Origin of the sequence: Streptomyces sp. GSL17-111, assembly GCF_037911585.1 — a bacterium.
Lineage (GTDB): Bacteria > Actinomycetota > Actinomycetes > Streptomycetales > Streptomycetaceae > Streptomyces.
Genome location: NZ_JBAJNS010000001.1, coordinates 4910085 through 4932974, shown reverse-complemented (window position 1 = coordinate 4932974; position 22890 = coordinate 4910085). Strand labels below are relative to the sequence as shown.

Genomic DNA, 22890 nt, shown 5'->3' with positions numbered 1-22890 from the left:
CTTCCGTTCAGTCGCCCGGGGTGAAGGTGGTGGGCAGGTTCGGTGCCTTGACGCCGGTCGGCGGGGCCTGGAGGGTCTTCAGGGAGAACTGCAGGACGTGGCGGAACACCGGTCCGCACACGGAGCTGCCGTGGTAGCCGCCCTCGGTCGGGTTCTGCACCGCGCAGTAGACGGTGACGCGCGGGTCGTCCGCCGGGGCGAACCCGGCGAAGGAGGCGGTGTAGCCGTTGTAGCGGCCGGTCTCGGGGTCGACGCGGTTGGAGGTGCCGGTCTTGCCCGCCACCCGGTAGCCCGGCACGGCCGCCGGCCTGCCGGTGCCCTCCTCGTCGGTCACGACCTCCTCCAGCATCAGGCCCAGGGTGTCGGCCGTCTTCTCGCTGACCACCCGTTTCCGGTCGGGCTCCGGCGCCGGCTCGTAGCGTCCGTCCGGCCCGACCGTGCCACGGACCAGGCTGGGGGTGACGCGGACGCCGCCGTTCGCGATCGTGGAGTAGACGGACGCGGCCTGGAGGGCGTTGACGGACAGCCCCTGGCCGAAGGGGATCGTGTGCTGCTGGGCGGCGTTCCAGTCGCCGGGCGCGGCCAGGATGCCGGGGCTCTCGCCGGGGAATCCGAGGCCGGTGGGGCGCCCGACGCCGAAGGCCCGCAGGTAGCCGTGCAGGACCTCGTTGGCCTCCTGCTGGCTCTCACCGAGCCGCTCGGCCGCCAGGATGGTGCCGATGTTGCTGGACTTGGCGAGGACGCCGGTCAGCGTCAGGTGGTACGTCTCGTGGTCGTGGTCGTCGGCGAACTTGCGGCCGGCGCGGGGCAGCCGGTTGGGCACCGTGACGTGCGTGCCGGGGGCGGCGGCCTTCTCCTCCAGCACGGCGGCCATCGTCATGAGCTTGGCGGTGGAGCCGGGCTCGTAGACGTCCTGGAGGGCGGGGTTGCCGAGGTTCTTCGCCGAGACGGTGGACAGGTCGTTGGGGTCGAAGGCGGGGGCGCCCGCCATCGCGAGGATCTCGCCGGACCGCACGTCCTGGACGATGACGTACCCGCCGTCCGCCTCCGACTTCTTCACCTGCTCGGTGATGGCCTCCTGCGCGGCCCACTGGATGTCGCGGTCCAGGGTGAGTTCCACCCCGGTGCCGGGGGTGGGCGGCTGCTCCTGCCCCCCGGCCGTCGGCACCCGACGGCCGGCGGACTGGGCGTAGGTGATCGTGCCGTCCTCGCCCGCCAGCAGCGTGTCGAGCTGCGCCTCCAGCCCGCCGCCGCCCTCGCCCGCGGAGTTGACGAAGCCGAGGACGCCCGAGGCCAGCTCGTGGCCCGGGTAGACGCGCTTGGCCCGGGGCTCGGCGTAGACGCCCGCCAGGACGTTGACGCCCTCCTTCTTCTCCTGCTGGTCCGCCAGGGCCTTCTTGAGGTCCTGGATCTGCCGCCACACCTGGGGCGTCTGCTGGTACGCCAGCCGCACGTAGCGCGGTGCGGGCGGGTCGGTGAGCCTGCGCTCCAGCTCCGCCGGGTCCTCGCCCAGTATCGGGCCGAGCAGGGCGGCGGCCCGGGCCGGCGCGTCGGGCACGCCGGTGCGCTCCTCGCCGAAGAGGTAGGGGTCGGCGGTGATGTCGTAGGCGTCGACGGTGGTGGCCAGCTCGTGGCCGCCCCGGTCGGTGATCGTGCCCCGTTCGGCCGCGAGGGGGACGGTGACGTAGCGGTTGACGTCGGCCGCGGCGGCGAAGCTGTTCGCGTCGACGGCCTGGACCTGGAGCAGCCGCAGCCCGAAGACGAGCAGCACCAGGGTGACGGCCACGCTCAGCAGCCGCAGCCGGGTGCGCGGCGCGGCCAGCCGCAGCTCCCGGGGCGGGCGGGGCGGGGGCCGCCGCCCTGCGCGGGGGCGGGGCGGCGGCTCGCGACGTGCGGGGCGTCCGGGGGCGCGGCGCTCGTCGGCGCGTCCTGCCCGGGCCCGACGTTCGTCGGCCCGTCCGGCTTCGGCCCGGCGGTCACCGGCCGCCGGACGGGCCGAACGGCCGGGGCGGTCCGGGCGGGCGGGGCGCGGGACCCGGCGCCGGGGCGGCTCCTGCGGGCTCACCGGGCGTCCGCGGCCGGGGCGGGTTCGCCGAGGACGGTGCCGTCCGGGCGGAGGAAGACGGGGACGTCACCAGGGACCATGCCCAGCTCCCGCGCCCGCCGGTCCAGCGCACCGGGGGCGGAGAAGGAGTCCACGTCCTGCTGGAGACCCTGTTCCTCGTCCGTCAGCTCCCGCGTCTCCTGCCGCAGCTTGCCCAGCTCGAAGGAGCCCTCGTTGACGGCCGCGTTGAGCAGGAGCAGCGTCAAAAGGCCCGAACCGAGCAGGACGACGACCAGCAGGACGAACGGGGTGCGGGCCGCGGTGGAGCCGCCGCCCGGGACGATCCGGCCGATCACCGGCGGCCAGGTGCGCGGGGTACGTCCGGTCGTGCGGGTCATGCCGGTGCGACCTCCCGGATTCGTCGGGCGCCGCGCAGCCGGGCCGGGGCGGCGCGGCGGTTGCGGGCGACCTCTTCCTCGGTGGGCAGTTCCGCGCCCCGGGTCAGCAGTTCGAGCCGGGGCTGGTAGCGCTCGGGGACGACGGGCAGGCCGGGCGGCGCGGTGGTGGCGGCGCCGGCCGCGAGGACCTGCTTGACCAGCCGGTCCTCCAGCGAGTGGTAGGACAGCACCGCGATGCGGCCGTCCACCGCCAGGGCGTCCACGGCGGCGGGCAGGGCCCTCTCCAGCACGGCGAGCTCGCCGTTGACCTCGATGCGCAGGGCCTGGAAGGTGCGCTTGGCGGGGTTCCCGCCGGTGCGCTTGGCGGCCTGCGGCAGGGCGTTGCGGATCAGGTCCACCAGCCGGGCGCTGGTGTCGAACGGCTCCCGGTCGCGTTCCCGGACGACGGCCTCCACGATGCGCCGGGCCTGCTTCTCCTCGCCGTAGGTGCGCAGGATGCGCACCAGCTCCCCGGGCGGGTAGGTGTTGAGCACCTCGGCCGCCGACACGCCGCGGCTCTGGTCCATCCGCATGTCGAGGGGGGCGTCCTGCGCGTAGGCGAACCCCCGGGCGGCCTCGTCGAGCTGCATGGAGGAGACGCCGAGGTCGAAGAGGACGCCCTGGACGCGCGGGGTGCCCGTCCCGGCGAGCACGCGGGGCAGTTCGTCGTAGACCGCGTGCACCAGGGTGGCCCGGTCGCCGTACCGGGCCAGGCGTTCCCCGGCCAGCTTGAGCGCGTCGGGGTCGCGGTCGAGGGCGATGAGCCGGACGTCGGGGAAGGCGTCGAGCAGGGCCTCGCTGTGGCCGCCCAGACCGAGCGTGCAGTCGACGACGACCGCTCCCGGCCGGGTGAGCGCCGGAGCCAGCAGCTCCAGGCACCGCTGGAGCATGACCGGAACGTGCCGTTCGTCGTGGTTGCTGGTCATGCGCCCTCTCAGGTCCCGGCTCGGCCCCGGCCCGGTCCCGGCGGGCGACGGAGGCCGTCGTGGCCGTCGTACGCCCGGCTTCGTCGACGGATGCGGGGCGCTCAAGATGCCGGTGAGGGCCGGGAAGGTCGGGAGTGGCCGGAGCATCGGAGATGCTGCCCCGCTCGGCTCCCGCTCGCGTCACTCTAGTCCAGTCGTCGGCTCGGTCAATCAACCGGTCTGGCGCGTCCTGCGGGTGGTGGCGCCGATGTGCCCGTGCGCCCGCCCCGGCACGACGCGCGGGCGGCTCGCGGGGTGGGGCGGGAGCACCCCTGTGGACGCCTGTGGAGCCTGTGGAGTGCCTCACACCGCGCCTTCGGCTCGACCCCTTTTCCACCGAACGTCCGGTCTCACAGCGCGCCGGGAACGCGGGGCGCGGATACCGTCGGACCATGTCGACCTCACCCAACCCGCGCGCGGTCACCGACCGCCTCGTCGCCGCCAACGCCGAGTACGCGACCTCCTTCACCGACCCGGGCATGGACGCCGCCCCGGTGCTGAACGTCGCCGTCGTGGCCTGCATGGACGCCCGGATCGACCTGCACCGGGCGCTCGGCCTGCGGCTCGGTGACTGCCACACCATCCGCAACGCCGGCGGTGTGGTGACCGACGACGTCATCCGCTCCCTGACCATCAGCCAGCGCGCGCTCGGCACCCGCTCGGTCGTCCTGATCCACCACACCGACTGCGGGCTCATGAAGCTCACCGAGGACTTCCGGCACGAGCTGGAGCTCGAGGTCGGCCAGCGGCCCGCGTGGGCCGTGGAGTCCTTCCGGGACGTGGACCAGGACGTGCGCCAGTCGATCGAGCGGGTCCGCACCTCCCCGTTCCTCCAGCACACTGATGATGTGCGGGGATTCGTCTTCGACGTGACGACCGGTCTGCTGCGCGAGATCGCCCCCGGGATCGCCCCGGGAAAGTGACGTACGGCCGCCGGTCTGTGAAGAATGAACCGTCAACGGCTCCGAGCCGTACGGACCCGAGGGGTCCGTACCGGTCGGAGCCGGGACGATTCGGGGTGGCCGGCCTCGTGACCCGTGAGGTCCGGCCTTCGGGAACGGGCCTAGGAGGGCCGGGTGACGACGTATGACACGCGAGAGAACCTCAGCGACCTGACCGCCACGGCGGACGGAGTGCGCCGCTCGGTGGAGAGCGTGATCGAGGGCAAGCCGGAGGCCGTCCGGCTCGCCCTCACCGTGCTCCTCGCCGAAGGACACCTCCTGATCGAGGACGTGCCGGGCGTGGGCAAGACGATGCTCGCGAAGGCGCTGGCCCGGTCGGTCGACTGCTCGGTGCGCCGCATCCAGTTCACGCCCGACCTGCTGCCCTCCGACATCACGGGCGTCAGCGTGTACGACCAGGACCGGCGCGAGTTCGAGTTCAAGCCGGGTGCGATCTTCGCCCAGGTCGTCATCGGCGACGAGATCAACCGCGCCTCCCCCAAGACCCAGTCGGCGCTGCTGGAGTCGATGGAGGAGCGCCAGGTCACCGTGGACGGGCACACGTATCCGCTGCCCGCGCCGTTCATGGTGGTCGCCACGCAGAACCCGGTGGAGATGGAGGGGACCTACCCGCTGCCCGAGGCGCAGCGCGACCGCTTCATGGCCCGGCTGTCCATCGGCTACCCGAGCACGGCGGCCGAGCTGGAGATGCTGAACGTGCACGGCGGAACGTCCCCGCTGGAGGACCTGCGGCCGGTGGCGCACGCCGACGACGTCGCCAAACTGATCGAGGCCGTGCGCGGCGTGCACGTCTCCGACGCCGTCAAGCGGTACGCCGTCGAGCTGGTGTCGGCCACCCGCAACCACCCCGAGCTGCGGCTGGGGGCCTCCCCGCGCGCCACGCTCCAACTGCTGCGGGCCGCCCGCGCGGCCGCGGCGCTCGCCGGTCGGGACTTCACCCTCCCCGACGACGTCCAGTTCCTCGCCCTTCCCGTACTGGCCCACCGGCTGCTGCCCACCCCGCAGGCGCAGCTGAACCGGCGTACCGCCGAGCACGTCGTCTACGACATCGTGCAGCGCACCCCGCTGCCGGACGCGACGCCGGGGTGGGGCGGCGCGCAGGCCCAGGTGCAGGCCCGGGGGTACTGATGGCGTCCGCCCCCGGGGGCCGGGGCGCTGTCCGGCGGACGGGGTCGCTGCGCGCCTCGTTCGGCGGGCTCACCACACGGGGCCGGTCGTTCCTCGCCGCCGGTGTCGCGGCGGCGGTCTGCGCCTACCTCCTCGGCCAGCCCGAACTGCTGCGGGTGGGGGCGCTGCTGGCCGTCCTGCCGCTGGTGTGCGTCCTCGCCCTGCACCTCTCCCGCCACCGGGTGACCGGCGCGCGGCGCCTCACCCCCGCCCGCGTCGCCGTACGGTCCGAGGCACGGGTCCAGCTGCGCGTCGACAACGTCTCCCGCGTGCCCACGGGCATGCTCATGCTCCAGGACCAGGTGCCCTACGTGCTCGGGCCCCGGCCCCGGTTCGTGCTGGACCGGGTGGAGGGCGGCGGGCGACGCGAGGTGTCCTACCGCATCCGCTCCGACCTGCGCGGACGCTATCCCCTGGGGCCGCTCCAGCTCCGCGTCACGGACCCCTTCGGGATGGTCGAGCTGACCCGTTCGTTCAGCACCCAGGACCTGCTCACCGTCATACCGGCCGCACAGCCGCTGCCGCCGGTGCGGCTCGTCGGCGAGGCCACCGGGTACGGCGACGAGCGCCGCCGCGCGCTCGCCGTCACCGGTGACGACGACGTCATCCCGCGCGCCTACCGGCACGGCGACGACGTGCGGCGCGTGCACTGGCGCTCCACCGCCCGGCGCGGCCAGCTGATGGTGCGGCGCGAGGAGCAGCCGCGTCAGGCCAGGGCCACGGTGCTGCTCGACACCCGGCGCGGCGCCTGGGCGGGCTCCGGGCCGGACTCGCCGTTCGAGTGGGCCGTCACCGGCGCCGCCTCCGTCGCCCTGCACCTGCTGGAGCGCGGCTACCAGGTGCGGCTGCTGACGGACACCGGCGCGCTGACGCCCGGGCCGGACGGCGGCTCCGCGGGCGGCGACGGCTCGGACACCGCAGGTCTGGTGCTGGACACCCTCGCCGTCGTCGGCCACTCGGTCACACCCGGCCTGGACCCGGCCGCCGAAGCCCTGCGGGACGGGGCCGGCGGGCTGCTGGTGGCCTTCTTCGGCCACCTCGACCAGGCACAGAGCGGCGTCGCCGCCCGGATGCGCCAGCGCTCCGGCGGCGCGGTCGCGCTCGTCGCCCGGGGCCAGCGGGCGCCGCAGGCCGAGGAGCTGCAGATGCGTGCGCTGCGCGAGGCGGGCTGGTCCGTCCTGCCGTTCACCCCGCACGACGCGCTGCCGAACGTCTGGCAGCTGGCGGACCGGGCGAACGCGGCGGGCGCCTCCGCCGCGCCGGCACCGCCGGCCCCGCCCGTCGCGTCGGCCGCGCCGCCCCCGCCGCCGGGCACGCCGCCACCGCCCCCGGGGCCGCCGCCCACCTCGGCGGCCGCCGGTGTGCCGGCGGCGCCGGGACGCAGCGGGACGACCGGAACCCCGGGAGGGGAACGATGAGCGTACGGGCACGACTCACCCTCTGCGCCTGGGCCGCGACGCTCGCCGCCGCGACCGCGCTGCTTCCGCTGGTGGACGGCTACTCCTGGCTCCTGCAGGCCGCCGCCGTCCTCGGCGTGCAGAGCGCGCTCGGAACGGCGCTGCGGCGCGTCGCGGCACCACGCTGGCCGGTCATCCTGGCGCAGGCCGTGCTGGCCCTGCTCATGCTGACGTTCCTGTTCGTGCGGGAGTCCGCCGTCGCGGGCTTCCTGCCGGGGCCGACCGCGTTCGAGCACTTCGGCACCCTGCTCGTGCAGGGCGGCGACGACGTGAGCCAGTACGCCATACCGGCTCCCGTCACGGACGGCATACGCCTGATGCTGGTCGGCGGCGTCCTGCTCATCGGGCTGCTCGTGGACGTCCTCGCCGTCAGCTACCGCGCCGCCGCCCCCGCCGGGCTGCCGCTGCTCGCGCTCTACTCGGTCGCCGCCGGGCTCTCCGGGGACGGCGACGGGCGCTGGCTGTGGTTCCTGTGCGCCGCGGGCGGATACCTGCTGCTGCTCCTCGCCGAGGGACGGGAGCGGCTCACCCGGTGGGGCACGGTCTTCGGGGAGTCCCCGCCCCCCGGGGCGCCCGGCGCCCCGGTCCGGGTGCGGCGGGCCTCGCCGGTGCGCACCGGCCACCGGATCGGGGTGGCCGCGCTCGGCCTGGCCCTCCTGGTGCCGCTCGCGCTGCCGGCGCTCGGGACCGGTCTGCTGGACTCCGACGGGCGGGGCACCGGGGGGCGGAGCGACGGCGGGAACACCGTCACGGCCGTCAACCCCCTCGTCGCGCTGCAGGACAGCCTGAACCAGCCGGAGAACCGGACCGTCCTCACCTACCAGACGGACGCGGAGGACGTCTCCGACCTGTACATGCGGATCGTGGCGCTCGACGAGTTCGACGGGGAGGCCTGGCGTCCGTCGCAGCGGCGGATCACCGACGTCCCGCAGACGCTTCCGGCACCGCCCGGCCTGTCACCGGCGGTGGACCGGGAGGTGGTCACGACGCGGATCGCGGCGGCCGACTGGTACGAGCAGAGCTGGCTGCCCATGCCGTACCCGGCACGCCGGGTGGCCGTGGACGGCCGCTGGCGCTTCGAGCCCGAGGGCCGCACCCTCGTCGGCGACGGCGGGCAGACGACCGCCGAGGCGCGGTACGAGGTGCAGAGCCTGGTGCTGCGGCCGACGGCGGAACAGCTCGCGAACGCTCCGCGCCCGCCGGAGGGTTTGCTGAGCGAGTACACCGAGGTGCCCGACAACCTGCCCGGTGTCGTCCTGGAGCGCGCGCTCGCGGTGACCGCCGGGGCCGAGAACGACTACGAGCGGGCCGTCGCCCTCCAGGACTGGTTCGCCCGCGGCGGCGGCTTCACCTACGACACCGAGGTGGCGGCGGGCACGGGCAGCGAGGCCATCGCCCGCTTCCTGGAGCAGAAGGAGGGCTTCTGCATCCACTTCTCGTTCACCATGGCGGCAATGGCCCGCTCGCTGGGCATCCCGGCCCGCGTGGCCGTCGGCTTCACCCCGGGCGTCACGGCACCGGACGGCTCCCGCCTGGTGGGCCTCCAGGACGCGCACGCCTGGCCGGAGCTGTACTTCGAAGGCGTCGGCTGGACGCGGTTCGAGCCCACCCCCGCCCGGGGCACCACCCCGGAGTACGCGCTGCCCTCGCTGCCCGAGCCGGGCGCCACCGACGAACCGGACCTGCCGCGTCCCGAGGAGAGCACCGAGCCGTCCCCCGGGCCGGAGGACCAGGAGGACTGCCCGCCGGGCCTCGGCGGCTGCGAGGAGGAGCAGGATGCCGCGGGGGCCGCCGGCGGTTTCCCCTGGGACACCGTGCGGTTCGTCGCCCTGTGGACGGCCCTCGCACTGGTCGTCGGGGCGCTGCTGCTCTCCCCGCTGCTGTGGCGGGCGTCCGTGCGGCGGCGGCGCTCCGGCGGGGACGCCCTCGCGTCCTGGCAGGAGCTGCGGGACGCCGGGTGGGACGTCGGCATCCCGCCCGACGAGTCGGCCACGCCGCGCCAGAGCGCGGTGCGTCTGGTACGGGTCGGGCGGCTGGACGGCCCGGCGGAGGCCGCCGTGCACCGCCTGGCCGACGCCGTGGAACGGGCCCTGTACGCGCCCGCCCCCGGGGACGTCCCGGCGGGCGGTCACACGGCCGATGTCGAGCTGGCGCGGGCCGGGCTGCGAGCCGCCGCGCCACGGCGGACCCGGCTGCGGGCCACGCTGCTGCCGCGTTCCTCCGTCCGGGTGGTGTGGGCCGGCTCCGAGCGGTGGGCGGCGCTGACCGAGGCCCACCGGGCCTTCTGGTCCCGTACCGCCGGCTCCCTGCGGGCCCTGCTCCAGCGCGGCTGACAGCGGCCGCGCCCCACGCGCACGTCCGCCCCCCGCCCACGACGGGCGGGGGGCGGACGTGCGTGTGACGTCGGGCGACGTTCCGCAGTGCCGGACCGCTGCGCGGAAGTACCGGAATGAGCGCGAAAAAGGGGCCACCCGGGGGTGGCCGCTACCGCAGGGGCACCGGTCGGCGGGGACTTCAGGGGCCGGTCACGGAGGGTCTGGGCGCCCCGGCTCGGGCGCTCCGGCGGACGACGTGTCCGGCGGACGAGGTGCGGCGGGGAACCTCTACTGCTGCTCGTCGCGACGACGCTGCCAGCGGTCCTCGATCCGGTTCATCACGGACCGCCTGGGGGTGCGCTGCCGGCGACCCCGGCCCGCGCCGCGACCGCCGCCCTCACGGCCGTCACCACCTTCACCGTCCTGACGAGCGCCCTCCGCAGGGGCCTTGCGCCAGCCCGTCACCGCGAGAACGGCACACCCGAGCATCACGAGGAAGCCGACCACACCGAGCCAGACGATCTGGGCGACCATCCCGGCCATGAGGAGCGCGATGCCCACCACGAAGCCCGCCACCGCCTGGTAGACCCGGCGGCGGGACGGCGCCCGCAGGTCACTACCTTCGAGCGCTGTCGCGAACTTGGGATCTTCGGCGTACAGCGCTCGCTCCATCTGCTCGAGCATGCGCTGCTCGTGCTCAGAGAGCGGCACGGAGTCCTCCTACTCGTCGGTCGCGGGGGCGACCGGATGCGACCCTTCAAGGATAGGCAGGGAATCGCCCCCGTGAAACCCGCCCCTCTACGCCATTTCTCCCATCGGGTCCGGTATGACGGACCGCAGCAGTGGCTTGTTCATTCCCCTGCCCGCCGCCCGGCATGCCCCGGTGGTTCCCTCCGATCATACGGCGCCGTTGCGCTGATCGGGCGGTCTGCGGGGTTCTGTAAGCCAGTGCACTCGCCCGGCACTCCGGACGGACCCTCCGCGCGCCGGCTCAGCCCACTTCGGCCAGCACGTGCAGCTGCGTGGCGACGGCGTGGAAGGCGGGCATCTCGGCCGCCGTGGCCTCGAGCTGGGCGAGCGCCTCCAGGGCGCTCGGCTCGGTGTCCACCAGAGCGCCCGGGACGAGGTCGCTGAAGATCCGCACCCCGTGCACGGCGGCCACCTTCAGACCGGTGTCGGTCACCAGGGCGGACAGCTGCTCGGCGGTGAACCGCCGGGGCACCGGGTCGGAGTCCCCGTAACGCCCGTCGGGGTCGGTCAGGGCGTGGTGGGCGTCCGTGAAGTGCCCGGCCAGGGCGCGGGCCAGCACGGCGCCGCCCAGCCCGGCCGCCAGGACGGACAGGACGCCCCCTTCCGGCCGCAGGGCCGCGACGGCGTTCCGCAGGCCCTCGGCGGCGTCGTCCACGTACTCCAGGACGCCGTGGCACAGCACGGCGTCGTACCCGCCGCGCTCGGCGACGTCCAGCAGCCCGTGGGCGTCGCCCTGGACACCGCGCACCCGGTCGGCCACGTCCTCCTCGGCGGCGCGGCGCTCCAGCGCGAAGAGCGCGTTGGGGCTCGGGTCCACGACGGTGACGCGGTGGCCGAGCCGGGCCAGGGGCACGGCGAAGTGCCCGGAGCCGCCCCCGGCGTCGAGCACGTCCAGCTCGGAACGGCCGGCCGCCTCGGCCCGGCGATGGAGGGCTTCCCGCAGCACCTCCCAGACCACGGCGGTACGAAGGGCTGCGCGCGGGCGGGACATGACGTGGCTCCTCGGCGGCGGACGTGCGGGGCTGGCAGCCCCCACCCTATTGCCTCGCCACCGCCGGTGGTTCCGCCTCCACGCGGGCGCGCGGGAAGGCGGGCTGGGCTATGAGCATGCGCTCGACGATGCGCAGGAACACGGCGACGTCCCGCAGGAGGTCGTCCGCCTCCCGGGGGGTCACCGCGCCGCGTATCCCGGCCTCGGCCCGCGCGCGGCGCGGCGCACCGGCGGCGAACAGGGCGCTCCACTCGACGAGCTCGGGGGCGACCTCGGGCAGCACCTCCCAGGCGCTGCGGATGCGGCGGCGGGCCCGGGCGCCGCTCTCGGGACGACCGCGCACGGCCAGGACCGCCGCCGCGGTGCGCAGCGCCGCCAGGTGGGCGGTGGCGTAGCGCTCGTTGGGCAGTTCGTGTCCCGCGGCCTCGTCGAGCCCGTGCTGGGCCTGGGAGAGCAGGTCGAGCGCGGCCGGGGGCGCGGCGCCGCGGCGCGGGACGGGGTGGATGTCGCTCGGGGGGCTGTTCAGCTTCTTCATGACTGGTGCCTCCTTCGCTTCCTTCGCTCAACGGTTCGTATGCGCACATCGTGGACTGCCCCACTGACAATCGGCGCTGACCTGCTGCTACGCTTTTGAACTGACCGGTCAGTTCAAAAAGATTCGCGTGGGGAGGGCACATGGAGGGCGCGGCCGTCAGCGCCCGCGACCTGGGGCTGAAGGGCTCCAAGGGCGCGGTGTTCGAAGGGGTGAGCGTGGAGGCGCCACCGGGCTCGCTCATCGCCGTCACCGGCCCGTCCGGGTCGGGGCGGACGTGCCTGCTGCTCACGCTGACCGGCCGGATGCGCCCCACCTCGGGCCACGCCACCGTCGCCGGGCACCGGGTGCCGCAGCGGATGGGGTCCGTGCGGCGCGTCGCGGCGCTGGGGCCGGTGCCGGGCGTCACGGACCTGGAGCCGTCCTGGACCGTCACCGAGCACCTGCGCGAACGGGCCCTGCTGCGCCGCCCCCGGCGGGGCCTGCGCCGGGAGCGGGCCACCGAACGCCGGAAGCGCGTGGCCGAGGCCCTGGACCGGGCCGGGCTGCGGCTGGAGGACCTTCCCAAGGGCCCGCGCACCACGGTGCGGTACCTGGAACGCCTGGAGGCACTGCGCCTCGGCGTCGCCCTCGCCCTACTCGACCACCCGCGCCTGCTCGCCCTGGACGACGCGGACCTCAAGCTCTCCGACCCCGAACGCGCCGAACTGTGGGAGCTGCTGCGGGGACTGGCGGAGGAGGGGACGACCGTGCTGGCGGTGTGCAGCGAGCCGCCGCCGGACGTGCTCGTGGTCCACACCACGGCCGACGACGGACCCGAGGAACCGGACGCGGAACCGGACGGGAAGCGGGACGACGGACCGGACGCGGAGCCGGCCGACGACACCACCGGAGAGGGGGACGCGGACGATGCGTGCACCACGACTGGCCGCGCTTGAGCTCAGGCGCTTCGGGCGGGGACGGCTGCCCCGCGCGGCGCTCGTCACGATCATGCTGCTGCCGCTGCTGTACGGGGCGCTGTACCTGTGGTCCTTCTGGGATCCCTACGGACGCCTGGACCGCATACCCGTGGCGCTGGTCAACGAGGACTCCGGCGCGCGCGTGGAGGACCCGGCGGGCGACGGGGAGCGGCACGTCGACGCGGGCGACGACCTCGTCGAGGCGCTGCGCGACAGCGACACCTTCGCCTGGCACGAGACGACGCCCGAGGACGCCGAGCGGGGCGTGCGGGAGGGCCGCTACTACCTGTCGCTGACCGTCCCCGAGGAGTTCAGCACCAAGATCACGTCCAGCTCCGGGGACCACCCCGAGACGGGCGCCCTGCGGGTGCGCACGAACGACGCGAACAACTACATCGTCGGGCAGGTCGCCCGCACGGTCTTCTCCGAGGTGCGCGCCGCCGCGTCCAGCAAGGCCTCGCGCAGCTTCTACGACAACATCTTCGTCGCGTTCTCCGCCGTCCACGACGCCACCCAGGACGCGGCCGACGGCGCGAGCGAGCTGAAGGAGGGCATCGACGAGGCGAAGGACGGCTCGGGCGAGATCTCGGACGGCGCGGAGGACGCCGAGGACGGCAGCGGAGAGCTGACCGACGGGGTGGTGCGGCTCGACGAGGGCGCCGGACGGCTGGAGGACGGCGCACGGCAGGTCGCCGACGGCACCCAGCAGCTCGCCGACAAGGTGGGCGGCATCGCCGAGGGGGTCGGCCCCTTCACCCGCGAGGACGGCGAGGACGTCGCGACGGCCGCCGGGAAGGTGGCGGAGGGCGCGGAGACCGCCCGCAAGCACCTCGACAGCCTGCCCGAGGACGCCGCCCGCGCGGTGCGGCTCACCGAGGCGGCGGCCGACGGGATCGAGGGGCTGCACGAGCTGCTCTGCGTGCCCGGCCCGCAGGGGGGCGAGGACGGCGGCGCCCGGGACACGGCGCCGCGCTCCGGGGACCCCGATCTGCCGGATCTGCCGGACCTGCCGGACCTTCCGGCCGACGGGCCCGGCGGGACGCCCGCGCCGGACGGCTCCGTCCTGACCGACGAGCACTGCGCCGACCTGGCGCGGTACGCCGAGTACAGCCGGGGCGGCGCGGACACGGCGGCCGACGTCCAGGAGCACATCGACGGCTACGAGGACCTGGACGACCTCGGCAAGGATCTCGACGCGCTGCGCGACGTCGCCCTGGAGGTGCAGGAGCAGGCTCCGCACCTGGGTGAGAACGTGCGGAAGGCCGTCAAGCAGGTCAACGCGCTCAACGACGGCGCCCAGGAGGTGCACGACGGCACCAAGGAGCTGCACTCCGGCCTGACCCGGGCCGCCGGCGGCGCGGGCGCGCTGGAGAGCGGGCTGATCGAGCTGAGTGACGGGGCGGAGCTGCTGGACGGCGGCATGGTGAACCTGGCCGACGGCTCCCTGCGGCTCGCCGAGGGCCTGCACGACGGCGTCGAGCAGATCCCCGACCACAGCGCGGAGGAGCGCGCCGACCGCAGTGCCGTCATGGCCGATCCCGTGCGGCTGGCCTCCCGCAACCTGCACGCGGCCCCCAACTACGGCACCGGGTTCGCCCCCTACTTCGTGCCGCTCGCCCTGTGGGTGGGCGCCATGGTGGCCTACATGCTCATGCCGGCGCTGAGCCGGCGCGCGCTGGCCGCCGGTGCCCCGGCCGTGCGGACCGCACTGGCGTCGTGGCTGCCGGTCGCGGCCATCGGGGCCGTGCAGGCGTCGGTGCTGCTGGCGGTGCTGCACTGGGCGCCGGGGCTGGGCCTCCAGATGGCCAGGCCCGCCGGGACGCTCGGCTTCCTCCTCCTCGTGGCGGCCTGCTTCACCGCCATCGTGCAGTGGCTGAACGCCCGGTTCGGGCCGTCGGGACGGATCCTGGTGCTCGTCCTGCTGATGCTCCAGCTCACCAGCGCCGGAGGGACCTACCCGGTGCAGACGAGCCCGGACTTCTTCAACGCCGTCCACCCCTACCTCCCGATGACGTACGTCGTCGCGGGGCTGCGGCACCTGATCACCGGTGGTCCGCTCGGCCCGGTGTGGGAGGGCTGCGCCGTGCTGCTGGCCTTCACCCTGGCGGCCCTGGCCGCGACGGCGTGGACGGCGCGGCGCGGCTCGGTGTGGACGCTCAAGCGGCTTCACCCGGAGCTGACGCTGTGACCGGCACCGGAACCGGCGTCGGCACCGGCAGGCCGCGCGGCCCGGCGCGCACGGGAAGAGGACAATCATCGTCATGAAGAGCGCCAGCAACGGGCCGGGCGCCACGGCGGGCACGAGCGCCCGGCGCAGCGCCACCCGGCAGAAGCTGTACGAGGCGGCGGTGCACCTCATCGCGGAACAGGGGTTCTCGGCCACCACGGTGGAGGAGATCGCCGAGGCCGCCGGAGTGGCCAAGGGCACCGTCTACTACAACTTCGCCAGCAAGAACGAACTGTTCGAGGAGCTGCTGCGGCACGGCGTCGAGCTGCTGACCGGGCGGCTGGAGGCGGCGGCCACCGCCGTCCGGGAGCGCGGGGGCGGCAGGGTCGACGCACTGGACGCGATGGTCCGCGCCGGCCTGGAGTTCATCGACCGCTATCCGGCCTTCACCCAGCTGTACGTGGCCGAGCTGTGGCGCAAGAACCGCACCTGGCAGTCGACGCTGCTGGTGGTCCGGGCGCGGGCGGTGGCGGTGGTGGAGGAGCAGCTGCGGCTCGGCGTCGAGGAGGGGGAGCTGAGCGGTGAGATCGACGTGCAGCTGACCGCCGCCGCGCTGTTCGGCATGGTGCTCGTGGCGGCGCTGGACTGGCAGGCGTTCCAGCCGGACCGTTCGCTGGACGACGTGCACGCCTCGCTGTCGCTGCTGCTCCAGGGCCGCGTGGCCGGACGGCCCTGAACACCGCCGGACGGGCGGAGCCGTGCGGAGGAACCACCCGCCGGGGCCGGTGGGCCGGAAGCGGGCGGCCCCGGCCGCGCGATGACCGGTACCGCCCGCTCGCCCCCGTGCCCCCCGTGCCCCCCGTACCCCCGATCCCCCTTCGGTTCCCCCCTGCCGGGTGACGCGGTGCGGCTCCGCCGCCCCGTGCCGGCGGTGCCGCGCCGCGTCGTCCCGGTGCGCACCACTCTGCCGTCCGGGCAGGTCACCGCCCATCCGTGCGGGTACTCAACCGGCCCCCTAGGTAGCGCTACTCACCTCCTGGGGTGGTGCCCCTCCGCCGGACGGCCCCGCCCGGCGGAGGGGCGGGCCGGATGGCTAGAGTCGCTGGTCATGGCACGCGTGGTGGTGATCGGCGCCGGTCTGGGCGCACTGGCCGGGGCGGCACGGCTGGCGACGGCCGGACACCGGGTGACGGTGTACGAGCGGTCCCGGACGTACGGCGGTGGCGTCCGGGCGTTGACCCGGGACGGGTTCACGTGCGACACCGGGCCCGCGCTGCTGCACCTGCCCGCCGTCTGGCGGGACCTGTTCCTGAAGACGGGCCGCGAGCCGCTGGAGGCCCACGTCACGCTGCGTCAGCTGGATCCGGGGGCCGTGCACCGGTTCGCGGACGGCACCGAGGTGCCGCTGCCCGTCACGCGCTCCGGTCTGATCGGCGCGCTGGACGCGGGCCTCGGCGCGGGCGCGGGGCGGCGCTGGACGGACCTGCTGGTGCGGGCGCGCACCGTGTGGGACGCCACCCGCCGGCCGTTGCTGGAGGAGCCGCTGACCGACGCCCCGCCGCCGGCCGACCCGTACCCGGCGCTGCGTCGCCGGGGGCTGCTGCGCCGCCGCGTGCCGACGCTCGCCGAGGTGGCCGCCGACGAACTGGCCGACCCGCGGGCGGCGGCGCTGCTGGAGAGCTACGCCGTGGCGTACGGCCTCGACCCGCGCACGGCCCCGGCGAGCGCGACGGTCCTGCCCTACGTCGAGCACACCTTCGGCTCCTGGTGGGTCTCCGGCGGGCTGCGTGCACTGGCGGACGCCGTGTACCGGCGCGGCGTCGAACGCGGGGTGGAGGTCGTCCTCGGCACCGAGGTGGCCGACGTCCCGGTCCGGGCCGGGCGGGCCTGCGGCGTGGTGCTGGCCGACGGCACCGAGGTGGCGGCGGACGCGGTGGTGGACGGCCGGTGCCCGCACACCGGCACGGCCCCCGGACGGGCCCGGCTGACGGTGCTGCTCGCCCTGCGGGGCGGCCGGCCGCCGGGCGTGGCGCACCGCACCGTCGTGCACGCCCCCGACCGGGACGCGGCGCTGGCGGGCCTCTTCGACGGAGCGGATCCGCTCACCGCCCCGACCGTCACGGTGCTGCGGCCGGACGACGCGTCGACCGTGCCGGACGCGGGGCACGAGGCGGTGAGCGTCACGGCGACGGTGCCGCCGCACGCACCCGTCACGGCGGCGGGGGCCCCGCACGCCACGACGGACTGGTCGGACCCCGCGACCGTGGCGGCGGCGGTGGAACGGCTCACGGCCGCGGCCGGATCGGTGGTGCCGGAGCTCGCGGAACGCCTGCTGTGGCACGCCGTGCACACCCCGGCGGACGCCGAGCGCGAGACGGGGGCGCCGGGCGGAACCGTCCCGGTGCCGGCCCTGGCGGGGGCACCGGCCGCCTACCGCCAGGCGCCCAACCTGGCGGCGCCGCCAGGCCGTTACGCCGTGGGCGGCTGGGCGCACCCGGGCGGCGGACCGGCGCACGCGGGCATGTCTGGCGCCCTCGTGGCGGGCCTCATCACCGAGGGACCGCAGTGGCGCGGCTCCAGCTGACCGCGCCCGGACGGCACCCGGCGCCCGTGGCCGCCGTCGTGCACCACGGTCGTGAACGGGCGTCGTGAACGGGCGTCGAACCGCTGCCGGGGACCGCTCAGTTGCGGGGCTGCTGGCCGGGGGCGGGGTAGCCGTACCCGTAGTCGTAGCCGTCCTGGTACGGGTAGGGCTCCTGCTGCGGTGCGGCGTCCCGCTGGTGCGGCACCTCCGCCCAGGAGCCCGTCTCCTGCGGGTACCGGCCATAGGGGTCGGGCTGCTGGGCGGAGGGAGCGGCGGGGTAGCCGTAGGTCTCGTAACCGCCGGAGTCGTAGCCGCCGGACGGATGTCCCCCGCCCGGGTAACCACCCTGCGGGCCGGGGTCGCTCAGAGGATCGGGACCGCCCAGGGGGTCGTAGCCGCCCGGCGCGGGCGGGGCGGGGTAGCCGTACAGGTCGCCCTGGCCACCACCACCGCCCTGGTAGCCGTCGTAGGTCGCGTAGGAGGCGTAGGCGCCGGTGTCGGACTGCGGCGCCGGGGTCGGGTACCCGCCGCCGTAGGGCTGGTCGTCACGGTGGTCCCCGGTGTACGGGGTGGAGGGGGTGCCGGGAGCGTCCTCTCCGTAACCGGCGCTCGCGTACTGGTGCTCGCCGTGGTCGCCGAGCGGATCGGACACACCGCCCGGGCCCTGCGGGCTTCCGTACGGCGTGCCGTAGCCGCCGTCGTACCCGTACCCGGTGTCGTACCCGCCGTCGTAGCCGTAGCCGCCCGGTGCCGCGTACGGATCGGGTGATGCCGCCGCGTAGGGGGCCGCCTCCGGCTGCTCCCGCCGCCCGGCCTCACCGCCGTGGCCCTCGCCGCCCTGACCGTCCCGGTCGTACACGCCGTACTGCCCGGTGTCCTCCTCCGGGAGCGGCTCCATGCGGTAGGCGGCCGTCTCCTCCAGCTCGGAGACCTCCAGGACGGGCGGCGCGTCGGCGGGTTGGGGCGGTGCGTCGGCCTCGGAGCCGCCCTTGGCCCGGCGGCGACGCGTCCCGGGAACGTTCTCCAGCGCCCAGCCGTGGTCGAAGCCCCGACGGAAGGAGAGGGTGACGAGGAACTGGCCCACGGCGAAGCCGGCCGTGCCCAGGGCGATCACGGGGACGGAGCCCAGCAGCACCCCGAGGACGACGGTGAGGAAGCCGAAGAAGGCGGTGAGGCGCCAGCGCAGTCGCGCCTTGTACTGGAGCAGGACCTCGCCGAGCAGCCACAGCGCGACCACTCCGAACAGGATGTAGAGGACCGTCCAGCCCATGTACGCCCCTCTCGCAGAACCCCTAGGACCGCGCGTGCAGTCCGAGGTTCTCGTAGATTTCCAGGGTCGCCGTGGAGTGGTTGAGCGTGATGAAGTGCAACCCGGGGATGTCCTCGGCCATCAACGTCGCGCTCAGCTCCGTGGCGTACTCGATCCCGACCGAGCGTACAGCCGCCGGGTCGTCCTTGACCGCCAGGATCCTGTTCGCCAGCTCCGGGGGGAAGGTCGCGTTGCTCAGCTGGGCGAAACGCTCGATCTGCCGCACGTTGGTGACCGGCATGATCTCCGGGATGATCGGTGTGTCGCAGCCCGCCGCCGCGACGCGGTCACGCAGCCGGAGGTAGTCCTCGGGGTAGAAGAACATCTGGGTGATCGCGTAGTCGGCCCCGGCGCGGCACTTGGCGACGAAGTGCCGGACGTCGGTGTCCCAGTCCGTCGACCGGGGGTGCATCTCGGGGTAGGCGGCCACGCCCACGCAGAAGTCCCCGGACTCCTTGATCAGTTCGACCAGTTCGTACGCATAGGACACGCCCCGCGGGTGCCGCACCCACTCCCCCATCGGGTCACCCGGGGGGTCGCCGCGCAGGGCCAGCATGTTGCGGATGCCCGCCCCGGCGTACTGGCCGATGACGTTGCGCAGGTCGGCGACGGAGTGGTTGACGGCCGTGAGGTGGGCGACGGGCGTCAGCGTCGTCTCGGTCGCGATGCGCTCGGTGGCCCGCACGGTGCCGTCCCGGGACGAACCGCCGGCGCCGTAGGTCACGGAGACGAACGTGGGGCCGACGGCCTCGATGCGGCGGATCGCGTTCCACAGGGTCCGCTCCCCCTTGGCCGTCTTCGGCGCCATGAACTCGAAGGAGTAGGAGCGCTTCCCCGAGGCGAGAAGCTCGCGGATCGTCACCGCTCGGTCGGTCCTGGTGGAGGAGATGCCGTGGGCCATGAACGAAGGCTAACCGCCAGTAGGGTCCGGGCCAGAGCCATGTCCACACCCTGGACGCCCGGGTGGACGCCGTCGGCCCGGGAAACCGCAGGTCAACGGGATCGCAGCCGCTCCGCGAGCGAAGCCGCCGCCGCGTGCGGATCCGTCGCCCCGGTCAGCGCGCGGACGACGACGACGCGGCGGGCCCCGGCGTCCAGGACGGCGTCCAGGTTCTCCGGGCCGATGCCGCCGATGGCGAACCAGGGGCGCTCGTCGCCGAGCGCGGCGCTGCGTTCGGCCGCGTACCGCACCAGCGCCAGCCCCGGCGCGTGCCGGCCGGGCTTGGTCGGGGTCGGCCAACAGGGGCCGGTGCAGAAGTAGTCCACCCCCGGGTCGGTGAGGGCGGCGTCGACCTCGCTCTCGGCATGCGTGGACCGGCCGATGAGCACGTCCTGCGGCCCCTGGCCCAGGAGGGCCCGGGCGGCCGGGACGGGCAGGTCGTCCTGGCCGAGGTGGAGGACGTCGGCCCCGGCGGCGTGCGCGACGTCCGCGCGGTCGTTGACGGCGAGCAGCTTGCCGTGCCGCCGGCAGGCGTCGGCGAGGACGGACAGGTGCCGCAGCTCCTCCCCCGCCTCCATCCCCTTGTCCCGCAGCTGCACGATGTCCACCCCGCCGGAGAGCACCGCGTCCAGGAACTCCGGGAGGTCCCCCTGGCGGGTGCGGGCGTCGGTGCACAGATACAGCCGGGCGTCGGCCAGCCTCCGCACGGCGGAGTCGGACGCGGCGGTCGTGGGCTGCGCGGACATGAGGTTCTTCTCCCCCTGGTGGGACGGCGGGGCGGGAGCGTGCGCCCCCGCCCCGCCACCGGGACGGTTCTGCGGCTGGGTGGACGTCGGTCAGACGGCGAGCGCCTGGGCCCGGCGCTTCACCTCGGTCCCGCGGTTCTCCCGGAGCGCCTGCGCCGGGGTGCCGGGCAGGGAGTCGTCCGGAGTGAAGAGCCACTCCAGCATCTCCTCGTCGCTGAAGCCGTCGTCCCTCAGCAGCGTGAGCGTACCGGTGAGCCCCTTCGTGATCCGGCCCTCGCCGATGAAGTCGGCGGGGACCATCAGGACCCGGTTCTCGCCACGGCGTACCGCGATCAGTAGCCCTTCCTTGACGAACTGCCGCACCCGCGTCACCTCGACGTCCAGCCTCTCGGCGACGTCGGGGAGGGTGAGCCAGCTCGGCACGAGCGCATCGATCTTCGCGTCAATCTCGGTCACGCCCCCAAGCCTGCCATCCGCCGCCGACAGTGTCGGCACCGCGGTCCGCCCGGCTTGGGCCAACCGCCTCCTCAGCCGGCCGCGCCGAAGGGCGACGCCTGCCGTCCCGGGGCCAGCGCGGCCCGCTTCAGGGGCACCGCCGGGTCGGCCGCCAGGGCGCGGTCCAGCGCGACGCGCTGCCGGATCAGCTTGCGGCCCTGCGCCAGGTCCCGGGGACGGCCGACGGCGAGCAGCGCGTCGAGCACGCCGTCGCGCAACCAGCACACGGCCCAGGAGACGCCGTCCGGATCGCCGCGCCACAGCACTTCGTCCGCCGCGCCGTGGTGCCCGGCGTACTGCACGAAGCGGCCGAACTGCTCGGACCAGAAGTACGGGACCGGGTCGTAGACCTCGGACCCGGCGGCCACGGCCTGGCCCGCGTCGCCGACGAGCCCGACGGCGACCGCGCGCGGGCCGCCCCGGGCGTTGTCCCAGTGGTGGACGAGCAACCTGCGGCCGTAGCGGGCCGAGGGGAACGACGCGCAGTCCCCGACGGCGTACACGTCCGGCACGGACGTGCGCAGCCGCTCGTCGGCGAGGACGGAGCCGTCGGCGGCCAGCTCCACGCCGGAGCCGGCCAGCCAGCCGGTGGCCGGACGGGCACCGATGCCGACGAGGACGGCGTCGGCGGCCAGCACCCGCCCGTCGGCCAGCTCCACCTTGCGGTCGGGCTCGGCCCGGACTCGGGCCACCGGGACACCGGTGATCAGCTCCGCACCGCTCTCCGCGTACCAGCCCCGCATCCGGGCGGCGATGTCGGCGGGCAGCGCGCCGGACAGCGGCTGCCCGGCGGCCTCGACGACGGTGACCGGGCACCCGGCCTCCCGCGCCGCCGTGGCGAACTCCGCCCCGATCCAGCCCGCGCCGACGATCACGACGCGCCGCCGGCCGCCCAGCACCGGCCGCAGCAGCTCGACGTCGTCCAGCGTGCGCAGCAGGTGCACGCCCGGCACGTCCGCACCGCCGGGCAGCGGCACGGGCTCCGCGCCGGTGGCGACGACCAGCCGGTCGTAGGGCACCGGCCCCCGGGCGGTGTCGACCTCGTGGGCGTCCGGACGCAGGCCCGTGACGCGGCGGTCCAGCTCCAGCCGGACCCCGAGGGCGTCGAAGTCCACGTCGAAGGCGGACCCCTCCGCCTTGCCGCTGAGCACGGCCTTGGACAGCGGCGGCCGGTCGTAGGGCCGGTGCCGCTCGGCGCCGAGCAGGGTGACGGAGCCGGACCAGCCCAGCTCGCGGAGCTGCACCGCCGTCTGGACACCGGCCATCCCGGCGCCGACGATGACGACGCGTTCCGCGCCCTGAGGGCCTGGCCGGCCCGGTCTGCGCTGCTCGTGTGGTGAGGTCACACGATCACTGTAGACCTCGGTCTACGCGCGCAGTCCGGCCCTGCACCGGCCTTCCGCGTGACCCGTCACACCCGCGCCGGGCGGCCACCACCGCCACTCCCGCGCCGGAGGCCGCGCATCCGCTCCTCGGCCCGCAGCCGCTCCGCCACGTGGTCGAGCGCCTGCCGGCCGGTCTCCGCGAAGAGGACCAGCTCCGCGAGCGGGACGGACAGGAAGCCCTCGGCCTCCATCCTCTCCAGCTGGGCCCTGAGGCCGTCGTAGTAGCCGGCCGTGTTCAGCACCACCAGCGGCTTGCGGGTCAGTCCGTGCCTCCGCAGCTCCAGCAGGTCGGTCATCTCGTCCAGCGTGCCCGTGCCGCCGACGAGCACGACGATCGCGTCGGCCTGCTCCAGCAGCAGGGCCTTGCGCGCGCCGAGGTCCTCGGCGATCACCATGTCCGCCACCCCGGGCCGGGCGACATGGGCGAGGAACTCGACGGAGACCCCGCACAGCGTGCCGCCCGCCCGCTCCACGCCGTCGGCGACGACCTTCATCAGCCCGACGTCGGAACCGCCCCACACCAGCGTGTGACCGCCCTGCCCGAGCAGCTCGGCGAACTCCCGCGCCGGAGCCGTGTACCGCTCGTCGAGGTCGGCGGCGGAGAGGAACACGCAGATCTTCATGGCGGCGACGCTCACAGGGACGGCTCGTACGTCCCTGGGCCTCGGCTCGCCTCCGGCTCACG

20 protein-coding genes are annotated in these 22890 nt (G+C 75.0%); 8 read left to right on the top strand and 12 right to left on the bottom strand.

Annotation, left to right across the window (positions count from 1 at the left end; translation table 11 throughout):
- Positions 1–7: 7 nt before the first annotated feature.
- The 3 genes from V6D49_RS21985 to rsmH are packed head-to-tail and all read right to left on the bottom strand — an operon-like array spanning position 8 to position 3407.
- A complete protein-coding gene (locus V6D49_RS21985; protein ID WP_340562206.1) occupies positions 8–2065 on the bottom strand; it encodes a peptidoglycan D,D-transpeptidase FtsI family protein in 2058 nt (685 codons plus the stop codon).
- Positions 2062–2442 carry a hypothetical protein gene (locus V6D49_RS21980; RefSeq protein WP_340562205.1) on the bottom strand — a complete coding sequence of 127 codons (381 nt, stop codon included), beginning with the start codon at positions 2440–2442 and terminating at the stop codon, positions 2062–2064. The genes V6D49_RS21985 and V6D49_RS21980 overlap by 4 nt, the downstream gene beginning before the upstream one ends.
- On the bottom strand, positions 2439–3407 hold the full coding sequence (rsmH, locus tag V6D49_RS21975; protein WP_340562203.1) for a 16S rRNA (cytosine(1402)-N(4))-methyltransferase RsmH: 969 nt from the start codon (positions 3405–3407) through the stop codon (positions 2439–2441). Before rsmH ends, V6D49_RS21980 begins: the two co-directional genes overlap by 4 nt.
- 431 nt (positions 3408–3838) lie before the next feature.
- Between rsmH and V6D49_RS21970 the strand changes: the two genes are divergently transcribed.
- The 4 genes from V6D49_RS21970 (at position 3839) to V6D49_RS21955 (ending at position 9365) form a co-directional block, all read left to right on the top strand.
- Complete coding sequence (locus tag V6D49_RS21970) at positions 3839–4369, top strand: beta-class carbonic anhydrase (protein ID WP_340562201.1); 531 nt, start codon at positions 3839–3841, stop codon at positions 4367–4369.
- Between the two features lie 153 nt (positions 4370–4522).
- Positions 4523–5536: an AAA family ATPase gene (locus V6D49_RS21965; RefSeq protein ID WP_340562199.1), complete on the top strand. Its 1014-nt coding sequence runs from the start codon at positions 4523–4525 to the stop codon at positions 5534–5536.
- Positions 5536–6993: a DUF58 domain-containing protein gene (locus V6D49_RS21960; RefSeq protein WP_340562197.1), complete on the top strand. Its 1458-nt coding sequence runs from the start codon at positions 5536–5538 to the stop codon at positions 6991–6993. The genes V6D49_RS21965 and V6D49_RS21960 overlap by 1 nt, the downstream gene beginning before the upstream one ends.
- Positions 6990–9365, top strand: a complete 2376-nt coding sequence (locus V6D49_RS21955) for a transglutaminase TgpA family protein (RefSeq protein ID WP_340562195.1) — start codon at positions 6990–6992, stop codon at positions 9363–9365. The genes V6D49_RS21960 and V6D49_RS21955 overlap by 4 nt, the downstream gene beginning before the upstream one ends.
- Positions 9366–9635: 270 nt before the next feature.
- Here V6D49_RS21955 and V6D49_RS21950 read toward each other — a convergent pair whose 3' ends face one another.
- The 3 genes from V6D49_RS21950 to V6D49_RS21940 form a co-directional block, all read right to left on the bottom strand.
- A complete protein-coding gene (locus V6D49_RS21950) occupies positions 9636–10058 on the bottom strand; it encodes a DUF3040 domain-containing protein (RefSeq protein ID WP_340562194.1) in 423 nt (140 codons plus the stop codon).
- Between the two features lie 280 nt (positions 10059–10338).
- Positions 10339–11088 carry a methyltransferase gene (locus tag V6D49_RS21945; RefSeq protein WP_340562193.1) on the bottom strand — a complete coding sequence of 250 codons (750 nt, stop codon included), beginning with the start codon at positions 11086–11088 and terminating at the stop codon, positions 10339–10341.
- Between the two features lie 46 nt (positions 11089–11134).
- The gene (locus V6D49_RS21940; protein WP_340562192.1) at positions 11135–11623 is read right to left on the bottom strand and encodes an SAV_6107 family HEPN domain-containing protein; all 489 of its coding nucleotides are present in this window, start codon (positions 11621–11623) and stop codon (positions 11135–11137) included.
- 140 nt (positions 11624–11763) lie between these two features.
- On the opposite strand from V6D49_RS21940, the gene V6D49_RS21935 reads away from it, so the two are divergent.
- The 4 genes from V6D49_RS21935 to V6D49_RS21920 all read left to right on the top strand — a co-directional run bounded on the left by V6D49_RS21935 (position 11764) and on the right by V6D49_RS21920 (position 17330).
- Positions 11764–12558: an ATP-binding cassette domain-containing protein gene (locus tag V6D49_RS21935; RefSeq protein WP_340562191.1), complete on the top strand. Its 795-nt coding sequence runs from the start codon at positions 11764–11766 to the stop codon at positions 12556–12558.
- Positions 12530–14767, top strand: a complete 2238-nt coding sequence (locus tag V6D49_RS21930; RefSeq protein ID WP_340562190.1) for a YhgE/Pip domain-containing protein — start codon at positions 12530–12532, stop codon at positions 14765–14767. Before V6D49_RS21935 ends, V6D49_RS21930 begins: the two co-directional genes overlap by 29 nt.
- 73 nt (positions 14768–14840) lie before the next feature.
- Entirely contained in the window at positions 14841–15482 is a 642-nt protein-coding gene (locus V6D49_RS21925) for a TetR/AcrR family transcriptional regulator (RefSeq protein ID WP_340562188.1), read from the top strand.
- A gap of 372 nt (positions 15483–15854) precedes the next feature.
- Positions 15855–17330, top strand: coding sequence for a phytoene desaturase family protein (locus V6D49_RS21920; RefSeq protein WP_340562186.1), 1476 nt, complete (start codon positions 15855–15857; stop codon positions 17328–17330).
- A 97-nt stretch (positions 17331–17427) separates the two neighbouring features.
- Here the strand turns inward: V6D49_RS21920 and V6D49_RS21915 are convergent, their stop codons facing one another.
- From V6D49_RS21915 to V6D49_RS21890, 6 genes are all read right to left on the bottom strand, one after another.
- A complete protein-coding gene (locus V6D49_RS21915) occupies positions 17428–18600 on the bottom strand; it encodes a hypothetical protein (protein WP_340562184.1) in 1173 nt (390 codons plus the stop codon).
- Between the two features lie 22 nt (positions 18601–18622).
- Positions 18623–19540, bottom strand: coding sequence for a methylenetetrahydrofolate reductase [NAD(P)H] (metF, locus tag V6D49_RS21910; RefSeq protein WP_340562183.1), 918 nt, complete (start codon positions 19538–19540; stop codon positions 18623–18625).
- Positions 19541–19632: 92 nt separating this feature from the next.
- Positions 19633–20325, bottom strand: coding sequence for a thiamine phosphate synthase (thiE, locus tag V6D49_RS21905; RefSeq protein WP_340562182.1), 693 nt, complete (start codon positions 20323–20325; stop codon positions 19633–19635).
- A gap of 90 nt (positions 20326–20415) precedes the next feature.
- A complete protein-coding gene (locus tag V6D49_RS21900; RefSeq protein WP_340562180.1) occupies positions 20416–20781 on the bottom strand; it encodes an Rv2175c family DNA-binding protein in 366 nt (121 codons plus the stop codon).
- Between the two features lie 71 nt (positions 20782–20852).
- Complete coding sequence (locus tag V6D49_RS21895) at positions 20853–22085, bottom strand: NAD(P)/FAD-dependent oxidoreductase (RefSeq protein ID WP_340564210.1); 1233 nt, start codon at positions 22083–22085, stop codon at positions 20853–20855.
- 146 nt (positions 22086–22231) lie between these two features.
- On the bottom strand, positions 22232–22828 hold the full coding sequence (locus V6D49_RS21890; protein ID WP_445330577.1) for an LOG family protein: 597 nt from the start codon (positions 22826–22828) through the stop codon (positions 22232–22234).
- Positions 22829–22890 lie beyond the last annotated feature (62 nt).

Coding starts and splice junctions, on each gene's coding strand:
- V6D49_RS21980 (WP_340562205.1), bottom strand. CDS start 2,442: ATGACCCGCACGACCGGACGTACCCCGCGCACCTGGCCGCCGGTGATC.
- rsmH (WP_340562203.1), bottom strand. CDS start 3,407: ATGACCAGCAACCACGACGAACGGCACGTTCCGGTCATGCTCCAGCGG.
- V6D49_RS21970 (WP_340562201.1), top strand. CDS start 3,839: ATGTCGACCTCACCCAACCCGCGCGCGGTCACCGACCGCCTCGTCGCC.
- V6D49_RS21960 (WP_340562197.1), top strand. CDS start 5,536: ATGGCGTCCGCCCCCGGGGGCCGGGGCGCTGTCCGGCGGACGGGGTCG.
- V6D49_RS21955 (WP_340562195.1), top strand. CDS start 6,990: ATGAGCGTACGGGCACGACTCACCCTCTGCGCCTGGGCCGCGACGCTC.
- V6D49_RS21945 (WP_340562193.1), bottom strand. CDS start 11,088: ATGTCCCGCCCGCGCGCAGCCCTTCGTACCGCCGTGGTCTGGGAGGTG.
- V6D49_RS21940 (WP_340562192.1), bottom strand. CDS start 11,623: ATGAAGAAGCTGAACAGCCCCCCGAGCGACATCCACCCCGTCCCGCGC.
- V6D49_RS21935 (WP_340562191.1), top strand. CDS start 11,764: ATGGAGGGCGCGGCCGTCAGCGCCCGCGACCTGGGGCTGAAGGGCTCC.
- V6D49_RS21930 (WP_340562190.1), top strand. CDS start 12,530: ATGCGTGCACCACGACTGGCCGCGCTTGAGCTCAGGCGCTTCGGGCGG.
- V6D49_RS21925 (WP_340562188.1), top strand. CDS start 14,841: ATGAAGAGCGCCAGCAACGGGCCGGGCGCCACGGCGGGCACGAGCGCC.
- V6D49_RS21920 (WP_340562186.1), top strand. CDS start 15,855: ATGGCACGCGTGGTGGTGATCGGCGCCGGTCTGGGCGCACTGGCCGGG.
- V6D49_RS21915 (WP_340562184.1), bottom strand. CDS start 18,600: ATGGGCTGGACGGTCCTCTACATCCTGTTCGGAGTGGTCGCGCTGTGG.
- metF (WP_340562183.1), bottom strand. CDS start 19,540: ATGGCCCACGGCATCTCCTCCACCAGGACCGACCGAGCGGTGACGATC.
- thiE (WP_340562182.1), bottom strand. CDS start 20,325: ATGTCCGCGCAGCCCACGACCGCCGCGTCCGACTCCGCCGTGCGGAGG.
- V6D49_RS21895 (WP_340564210.1), bottom strand. CDS start 22,085: ATGGCCGGTGTCCAGACGGCGGTGCAGCTCCGCGAGCTGGGCTGGTCC.
- V6D49_RS21890 (WP_445330577.1), bottom strand. CDS start 22,828: ATGAAGATCTGCGTGTTCCTCTCCGCCGCCGACCTCGACGAGCGGTAC.